At 63.9% G+C, this 8,147-nt stretch carries 6 protein-coding genes; 5 read left to right on the top strand and 1 reads right to left on the bottom strand.

Translation table 11 applies throughout. The annotated features are described in order from the left end of the window. Positions 1–26 precede the first annotated feature (26 nt). The 3 genes from FJ471_RS33435 to proC all read left to right on the top strand — a co-directional run bounded on the left by FJ471_RS33435 (position 27) and on the right by proC (position 3,183). The gene (locus FJ471_RS33435; RefSeq protein ID WP_246684902.1) at positions 27–944 is read left to right on the top strand and encodes a glycosyltransferase; all 918 of its coding nucleotides are present in this window, start codon (positions 27–29) and stop codon (positions 942–944) included. Next, the gene (locus tag FJ471_RS33430) at positions 913–2,232 is read left to right on the top strand and encodes an O-antigen ligase (RefSeq protein ID WP_140810340.1); all 1,320 of its coding nucleotides are present in this window, start codon (positions 913–915) and stop codon (positions 2,230–2,232) included. The genes FJ471_RS33435 and FJ471_RS33430 overlap by 32 nt, the downstream gene beginning before the upstream one ends. A 135-nt stretch (positions 2,233–2,367) precedes the next feature. Continuing rightward, the gene (proC, locus tag FJ471_RS33425; protein ID WP_140810334.1) at positions 2,368–3,183 is read left to right on the top strand and encodes a pyrroline-5-carboxylate reductase; all 816 of its coding nucleotides are present in this window, start codon (positions 2,368–2,370) and stop codon (positions 3,181–3,183) included. Here the strand turns inward: proC and FJ471_RS33420 are convergent. After that, positions 3,164–4,498, bottom strand: a complete 1,335-nt coding sequence (locus FJ471_RS33420; protein ID WP_140810347.1) for an NAD(P)H-dependent oxidoreductase — start codon at positions 4,496–4,498, stop codon at positions 3,164–3,166. The genes proC and FJ471_RS33420 overlap by 20 nt on opposite strands. A 499-nt stretch (positions 4,499–4,997) precedes the next feature. Between FJ471_RS33420 and FJ471_RS33415 the strand changes: the two genes are divergently transcribed. Then, a complete protein-coding gene (locus tag FJ471_RS33415) occupies positions 4,998–6,446 on the top strand; it encodes a TolC family protein (RefSeq protein WP_140810327.1) in 1,449 nt (482 codons plus the stop codon). 39 nt (positions 6,447–6,485) lie between these two features. Further along, the coding region (locus tag FJ471_RS33410; RefSeq protein WP_140810320.1) for an ABC transporter transmembrane domain-containing protein at positions 6,486–8,147 on the top strand (1,662 nt) is incomplete at its 3' end.

The raw sequence follows: 8,147 nt of genomic DNA, 5'->3' as shown, positions 1-8,147 counted from the left end.
TTGCCGCCGAGACCGTCGAGGCGGTCGTGACGCTGCCGACCTTCAAGCGGCCGAAGCAGGTGCTGGAAACCCTGGCTTCGCTCAAGGCACAGCGGACCGACCGGCGTTTCGCCGTCATCGTCATGGAAAACGAAGCCGAGGCGCGCGAAGGCGCCGCCGCGGTGCTGCCGCTGTTCGAAAGCGGCGAGATGCCGGGCTTGGTGATCATCGCGCATGAGCGCGGCAATTGCAGCGCCTACAATGCAGGCTGGCAGACGGCGGTCCTGCAGTTTCCCAACTTCAAGCACCTTCTGGTCATCGACGATGACGAGCTCGCCGAGCCGGACTGGCTGGAGCGCATGTGCAAGGCAGCCGAAACGCTTGGCGCCGACATCGTCGGCGGGCCGCAAGTGCCCATCTTTGCCGATCCGAGCCACGCGAGATGGGCCGAGCACCCGGTCTTTGCGCCGCCCTATCGGGAAACGGGCCGCGTGCCGGCGCTTTACTCGTCCGGCAACCTTTTGGTCGGGCGCAACGTGCTCAAGGCCATGGGACCGCCGTTCCTCGACCTCAGGTTCAATTTCATGGGCGGCGGCGATTCCGATTTCCTCAGCCGTTCCGCGCAGAAAGGCTTCGTGCTCGGCTGGTGCGCCGAGGCAAAGGTCAACGAGACCGTTCCGGCCCGGCGTGTCGAGGCCGACTGGATCCGCGCCCGCAGCCTGCGCAACGGCGTGATCTCGACGCTTGTCGAAAAGAAGAAGCGGGCCGGCACGCCGTTTGCCGGCCTTAAAGTTCTCCTGAAGAGCCTGGCGCTGCTTGCGGCCTCGCCGTTGCGCGGCGTTATCCGGCTGGCGCGCACCGGCTCGCTGACGAGCAGCCTCTACCCGGTCTATGTCGCGCTTGGCCGGGTGCTCGCCGAATTCGGATATGCCAATGAGCAATACCGACAGCCTGAGAAGAATTGAGCGCGCGCCGCTCAGCGCCGCCTTCACGCGCGACGGCGTCGCCACGGCTATCGCCGCGCTCCTGTTCACCGTCATCATCGTCTCGTTCCGGCCCTTCCAGCCGGCAGGCGCGGAACTGACCGGCGACGGCGGCGACATCGTCAACCAGCTCGGCTTCGGCTCGCTCGGCGCTGTCTCGATCTTCTCGCTGCTCGCCTTCGCCGACCCGCGCGTGGTGCGCTCGCTGGTAAGCCCTTCCTGGGCGCTGATGCTGGGCTTCTTCTTCCTGTCGGTGGTGCTCGCCACCGACCCGCCCGCGGCGATGCGCGCCGCCTCCTTCACCATGATCGGCATCATCACCATGGCGACGATCCTGGTGCTGCCGCGCGACGCCGACTCCTTTGCCAGGGTGGTCATCTTCACCGCCGTCGTGGTGATCGGCCTTTCCTATATCGGCCTGGTCGTCTTCCCGCACGAAGCGCTGCACACCGCCGACTCGCAGGAGCCGGAACATGCGGGCCTGTGGCGCGGCGTCTTCACGCACAAGAACATCGCAGGCCCGGTCATGGCCTGTTTCAGCTTCGCCGGGCTTTATCTGTTCCGGCGCGGCCAGCGCTGGTGGGGCGCGGGCATCTTCTGCGCGGCGATGATCTTCATGCTCCACACCGGCTCAAAGACCACGGCCGGGCTGGTGCCGTTCTCGATCATGATCGTCATGCTGCCCAGCCTCATCGGCATGCGGCTGGGCACGCCGGTCCTGTTCGCGCTGGCGATCATCGCGACGGCGGTCGGCACGCTCGGCATCGTCTTCATCGCGCCGGTCAAGCACCTGGCGGCGATCTATTTCCCGAACCTGACCTATACCGGACGCACGACGCTTTGGGAGTTCGCCGGCGAGATGCTGGCAAAGAAGCCATGGACCGGCTACGGCTACGAAAGCTTCTGGGGGACGCCGCTGCTGCTCAACCAGGACCAGCCCTTCGACCGGCCCTGGGATATCCGCACCATCGTGCATGGCCATGACGGTTATCTCGACATCGCGGTGCTGATGGGCATCCCGGCGCTCTGCGTCGCCGTCTACACCTTCCTGATCGCCCCCTTGCGCGATTACATGCGCATCCCGGCGCGCAAGGAAAACATCTTCCTCGGCGATTTCTTCATGATGGTGGTGCTGTTCACGGCGCTGAACGCTTTCCTCGAAAGCTTTTTCTTCCACCGCGGCGATCCCGTCTGGCTGTTCTTCGTGCTCGGCGTGCTTGGCCTAAGACAAGTCTCGCTGCGGCCGATCCCGGTTCGCCTTTCAAGCTGATCCTGGCCGATCGACCTCCACTGCCCTTTTCCGTTGCGGCGCAACCGTCTCTTTGTCCTATGCAATTTCAGACGGAAAACCGCTTCACACTTTTCCTGGAATTGCTTTAAGGAGAGCCTTCCTACGGAGGGTTTCATGACGATCAGGCTCGTTCTCGCCGGTTGCGGCAATATGGGTTACGCCATGCTCTCGGGCTGGTTGAAATCCGCCAAGCTCGAGCCGCAAGCGGTGTTCGTGGTCGAGCCCAACGCGGAACTGCGCCAGCGCGCCGAGCATCTCGGCTGCCGCGCCGCGGCCCACGCCGATGGCATTCCAGCCGAAGCTGTCCCCGATCTCATTGTCATTGCCGTGAAACCGCAGGTGATCCGCGAGGTAACCGGGCATTACAAGCGCTTCGGCGACGGCAGGACCAGCTTTCTCAGCATCGCCGCCGGCACGCCGGTCGCGACCTTCGAGGAAATCCTGGGTGAGCTGGCGCCGGTCATCCGCTGCATGCCGAACACGCCGGCGGCGATCGGCAAGGGCATGATGGTGGTGTTTTCCAACCCACTGGTCTCCGACGACGTGCGACGCTTCGTCGCCGAACTGCTTTCGGCAAGCGGCGTCGTGACGACGATCGACGACGAGGGCCTCATGGACGCCGTGACCGCCGTCTCCGGCTCCGGTCCGGCCTATGTCTTCCACTTCATCGAAGCGCTGACGGTTGCGGCCGAGAAGGCCGGCCTTCCCGCCGAAACCGCCAAGCTGCTTGCCATGCAGACTGTCTTCGGCGCCGCCTCGCTCGCCGCGGAAGCAGACGAGGAACCGGGCGTGCTGCGCCAGCAGGTAACCAGCCCCAACGGCACGACCGCCGCCGCACTTGCCGTGCTGATGGACGGCGACCGGCTGACGAAGCTCGTCACCGAAGCCGTTGAAGCGGCGCGGCTGAGGTCTATAGAGCTGGGGAAATAGCCGTCGCGCCGTAGAGCATCTCATCCTGCAACTTGCGCAAGGCGTATAGTCGCGTCGTCCGGTCCGGCGCGGCATTGTCCTCGGTCAACAGCTCGCCCTTCTTCACCGGCTTCAGCACCTTGCCGCCTTCGAGCAGTCCGACCGGCACGGCGCGGCTCATCCGCGCGTCGGCAATCGTCATGGTCCAGGAGCGGTAGCAGGTCTCGCCGATGGCATCGAAGGTCTCGCCAGCGGCGAGGTCGCGCTTGGCGGCGGCGCAGACTTCCGCCACCGGCCTCGGCAGAGGCACCATGTCGGGCTTGCCGTAAAGCATGATGCGGGCGGCGGTGAGCGGCACTTCCAGCGAGGTCAGATGGTAGGGCCGGAACAGGCCGTAGTAAGGACCCTTGCCGACGTGCAGATCGTCCATGCGCTCGACGACGCGCGGGTGCATCGCCTCGACGATGACGAAGACGCCGGGCGCCACGCCCTTGCCGATCGTGTAGTCGACGACGCCTTTCCTCGACAGGAGGCCGCCATCCTCTATCGGAATCAGCACCTTGGCCAGCAGGTCGCGATCGGCCTTGGGGCCGTGCATGCCAGGAACATCCGGCACCAGGCCGGTGGCGTTGGCGATGGCGCACATCTCGACCATGGTCTTCGAGCCGTCGACGAACTCGACCAGCATGCGCGGGTTCATGTTGCGGCGCGCCGCCTCTTCTCGATAATCGTCCGGAACGGCGTCATGGTTGAGCGGATTGTTCTTGCCCTTGCCGGCCGCGACGATGCTCAGCCCAAGCGCCGAGGCGAACTCGATCAGTTCCATGCAGCTTGACGGCTCGTCGCCGGCGCCGACCGAGTAGACGACGCCCAACCGGTCGGCCTGCTGCTTCAGGTAGCAGCCGATGGTCACGTCGGCTTCGACATTCATCATCACCAGATGCTTGCCATGCTCCATGGCCATCAGATCGAAATCGGCGGCGACGCCCGGTTTGCCCGTGGCGTCGATGACGACGTCGATCAGCGGGTTGGTGACCAGCATCTCGTTCGAGGTGATGGCGATCCTGCCGCCCTCGATCGCCTGAGTGACTTTGGAAGCGGTTTCGGCCTCGGCGGCAATCGCCTCATCGCCATAGGCGATGCGGATCGCCTCGCGGGCGGTGTGCGGGCGCCGCGTGGAGATGGCCACGATCGAAATGCCCGGCATCAGCATGCCCTGCGTCACCAGATCGGTACCCATCTCGCCGGAGCCGATGACGCCGACGCGCACCGGCCTACCCTCGGCGGCGCGTCGGGCGAGGTCGCGGGCAAGCCCGGTCAAGGCGATATTGGTCATGGTAAGAAGATCCACCACTTTTAACTCCGGCTCGCAATACAGGGAACGATCCGGGTTTGCCAACCAAACCATGCTGACATGGCGATTTCTTGCGCATGCTTTGCAAGGTCGCAGCAGATTTTCCCCAACAACCCGCGGCTTTCCGACTTTCGCCGCAACCGACTAAGTTTCGGAAGAACCAGCGCTATGGGGTCTGTCCGCGGCGACCGCACGATTCGCCATTTATTTCAGACCATTAACCATTACGGTCCGTCTTAAAAGCGATTGCGGCCTGCTCCAAACCGGAAAGCCATGACCCGCCGCGCCCGGTTTCTGTGCCATTTTTGCTACAGGCTTAGACCCTAATGCCCGGAATCGCACTTTTAAGGTGTGTCTAATCCATTATATGCTCACAACCTCGAAAAATCTGATAGATACTGGCCGAAAGCTCCGGTGGCAGGCTTGGGCAAATAAGCGCCAATAAAAAAAATAATGGCGCGGGGATAGTCACGGGGTAGAAATGACCAGGACGGGTAAAATTACCGTCGGCTGGCGGTTTGCGCTTGCCATTACGGTGTCGATGCTGGCTTGTGGTAGCGCCAGCGCACTCACACTCAAAGAAGCCGTCGCCGTCGCAGTGGAATCCAATCCGGAGATTGGACAGGCGATCGAGAACCGCGAAGCGATCGAATTCGAGCTGCGTCAGGCGAAAGGCCTTTATCTTCCCAGCGTCGATCTGGAAGCGTCGACAGGCGTTCGCCGGCTGGACAATGATACACGGCGCGCGCTCGACGAGGATCACAAAGCCCTCTATCCGAACGAGGCCGACCTCACCGTCTCGCAGACGCTGTACGACAGCGGCGCGCGGCGAGCGGAACTGAACCGCCAGGCCTCGCGGGTCGACGGCGCTTCTTTCCGGGTTCTGGAGCGGTCCGAGTTCATCGGGCTCGCGGTCGTCCAGGATTATCTGGAATATATGCTGCAGGCCTCGATCGTGGCCGAGGCCAAGAAGAACCTTGGCTTCCATCAGTCCATCCTCAGCGACATCAAGCAAGGCATCGCTGGCGGCGCGCTCAACGAGGCCGACCGGCAGCAGGCCGAGGAACGCCTTTTTGCCGCCAAGGCGCGCATGCAGGAGGCAACCGAAGAACTCGAGGCGGCCAAGATCCGCTTCTTCAAGAATGTCGGCAAGCCGCTGACCAACGCGTCCCGGCCGGCCGATGTCGCAGCCGCTCTGCCGCGGTCGCTGGACGATGCGATCGGGCTCGCCAGGCAGAACAATCCGCGCGTCCATATGGCCAACAGCGATATCGACGCGGCGTCTTCGCTGGTCGACGCGGCGCGGGCGAAATACGGCCCGACGATCACCGCCGAAGGTGTTGCCCGGGGCGGATATGACATCGACGGCGACGACGGCGACGCGAGCGACCTGCAGGCCCGGGTGGTGCTGCGCTGGAACCTCTACCGCGGCGGCATCGACAAGGCCAACGAGCAGGAACAGATCCGGCGCACCAGCGAGCAGCGGCTTGCGATGCACCAGGTGCTGCGCGAGATCGAAGAAGCCGTCCGCACCTCATGGGACCGCCGCTTCCGCCAGGCCGAACTGGCAAAGACGCTGCGCCAGCAGGCTGCCACCAATGAAAAGCTCGTCGCTTCCTATCGCGAGCAGTTCAAGGTCGGACAGCGCTCGCTGCTCGATGTGCTCGATGCCCAGAACACGCGCTTCAACACCGCGACGCTGGCCGACACGTCGTCCTACGCGTCGCTATTTGCCGAGTACCGGCTGCTGGCCGCAACCGGAGAATTGCTGAAGACGCTCAACATCCAGCCGGCCAAGCAGGCCGCGGCCTACGCCCGTGAGGAATTCGGTGTGCCGGCTACGGCCGATACCGAGACTTATGCGCGGACGCCGTCGGAGCAGAAGAACGATCTGCCGTTCGACATCCTAGCGCCGGTCAGGAAAAAGTAGCCGATGTAAGCATCGATCTTCGGTCCTTCGGGGCGGATCGTGAACCAGCAACCCAACATCCTGTCGCCCAAGGAGGCCTTCAAAGCCTGCTTCTGCGCTGTTGCCGCCTATCTCGGCAGGCCGAGCGCGGAAACCGTGCTGTTCGCCGGTGTGCCGGTTCCGGAGACGCGCATCGCGCCGGAGGAAATCCGCCATCTGGCCGAGCGGATCGGCCTGGAAGTCCAGGATTTCAACCATCGCGATTTCCTGCGCGGCCGCTTCGATCTTCCGGCCATCGTCTTCCGCGTCAGCCAGTTGCCGGTCGCTCTCCTGGCGGAGATGGAGGGCGGGCAGTATCTGACGGCGCCGCAGGAAAACGGCCGCACCACGATCGACAGGTCGGAACTCGCCGAAAGCTATATCAGCGGCGGCACGTCCTTTTCGATCACCTATGCCAACCAGGCCGAGGAGATGACGGTCGGCACGGCCGCGCGGATCGAAAGGCGCCACTGGCTGACCGGCACGATGGGGGCGTTCTGGCGCACCTATTCCAAGGTGGTGCTGTCGGCGGTCTTCATCAATCTCCTGGCGATCGCCTCGCCGATCTTCACCATGAACGTCTACGATCGCATCCTGCCTAACAAGGCGATCGCCACACTGTGGGTGCTGGCGCTCGGCATCGGCGCGGCCATCCTGTTCGACCTGCTCCTCAAGACGGCCAGAGCGTCGCTGATCGACTATGCCGGCCGCAAGGCGGATCTGCGGATCTCCTATCTGCTGTTCGAAAAAGTGCTGAATTCCTCGCTTTCGGCGCGGCCTGGGTCGACGGGCGAATATGCAAACCGTGTCACGCAATACGAATTCGTGCGCGAGTTCTTCGCCTCGAACACGGTCAGCGTCTTCATCGATACGATCTTCGTCTTCGTCTTCCTGGCTGTCATCTACGCCATCGGCGGCTGGCTGGTGATCATACCGGCGCTGGCTTTCATCATCTCCGTCATCGTCGGACTGATCACGCAGCGGCGGATCGGCAAGCGGGTCGCCGCCTCGATGAACGAGGCCTCGCAGCGCCAGGCGCTGCTGGTCGAATCCATTTCGACGCTGGAAACGATCAAGTCGCTGCGCGCCGAAGCCTACCTGCTGCGCAAATGGGGCGAGCACTCGAAGAACGCGGCCAACACGTCGGAGAAGATCAAGGAGCTCTCGGCGGCGGCAGGCAACATCACCGGCGCCATCCAGCAATTCGTGACGGTGGCCCTGGTGGTTGCCGGCGCCTATGCGTTCTCGGAAGGCCAGGTCTCGACAGGCGCCATCATCGGCACCGTGATGCTCGCCGGCCGCGCCGTGGCGCCGCTCGGCCAGATCGCCATCACGCTTGCCCGGTTCCGCCAGGCCATGCTGTCGCTCAGGATCATCAACACGATCATGTCGCAGCCGGAGGACCGCCCCGATACGGTCGGTTTCGTCAACCGGCCGATCCGCAGCGGCGCGCTTGCCTTCAAGAATGTCGGCTTCGCCTATCCAGGCACTGAAAACGAGGTTCTGAGCGGGCTCAACATCGCGGTGCGGCCCGGCGAGCGGGTCGGCATCATCGGCCGCATCGGTTCCGGCAAGACCACGATGGGCCGGCTGATCGGCCGGCTTTTCCTGCCGACGGCGGGCGAAGTGCTGATCGACGGCCTCGCGATCCGCCAATCCCCTCCCTCGGAGGTCCGCGGCGCG

The organism is Mesorhizobium sp. B2-7-1, from assembly GCF_006440735.1.
In the GTDB taxonomy this organism is placed as follows: domain Bacteria; phylum Pseudomonadota; class Alphaproteobacteria; order Rhizobiales; family Rhizobiaceae; genus Mesorhizobium.
The sequence above is the reverse complement of the archived record's forward strand: the minus strand, read 5'-3'. Positions and strand labels throughout refer to the sequence as shown.

What these genes read in the sequence shown, in the direction of transcription:
- FJ471_RS33430 (WP_140810340.1), top strand. Translation starts at nt 913, where the DNA reads ATGAGCAATACCGACAGCCTGAGAAGAATTGAGCGCGCGCCGCTCAGC.
- proC (WP_140810334.1), top strand. Translation starts at nt 2,368, where the DNA reads ATGACGATCAGGCTCGTTCTCGCCGGTTGCGGCAATATGGGTTACGCC.
- FJ471_RS33420 (WP_140810347.1), bottom strand. Translation starts at nt 4,498, where the DNA reads ATGACCAATATCGCCTTGACCGGGCTTGCCCGCGACCTCGCCCGACGC.
- FJ471_RS33415 (WP_140810327.1), top strand. Translation starts at nt 4,998, where the DNA reads ATGACCAGGACGGGTAAAATTACCGTCGGCTGGCGGTTTGCGCTTGCC.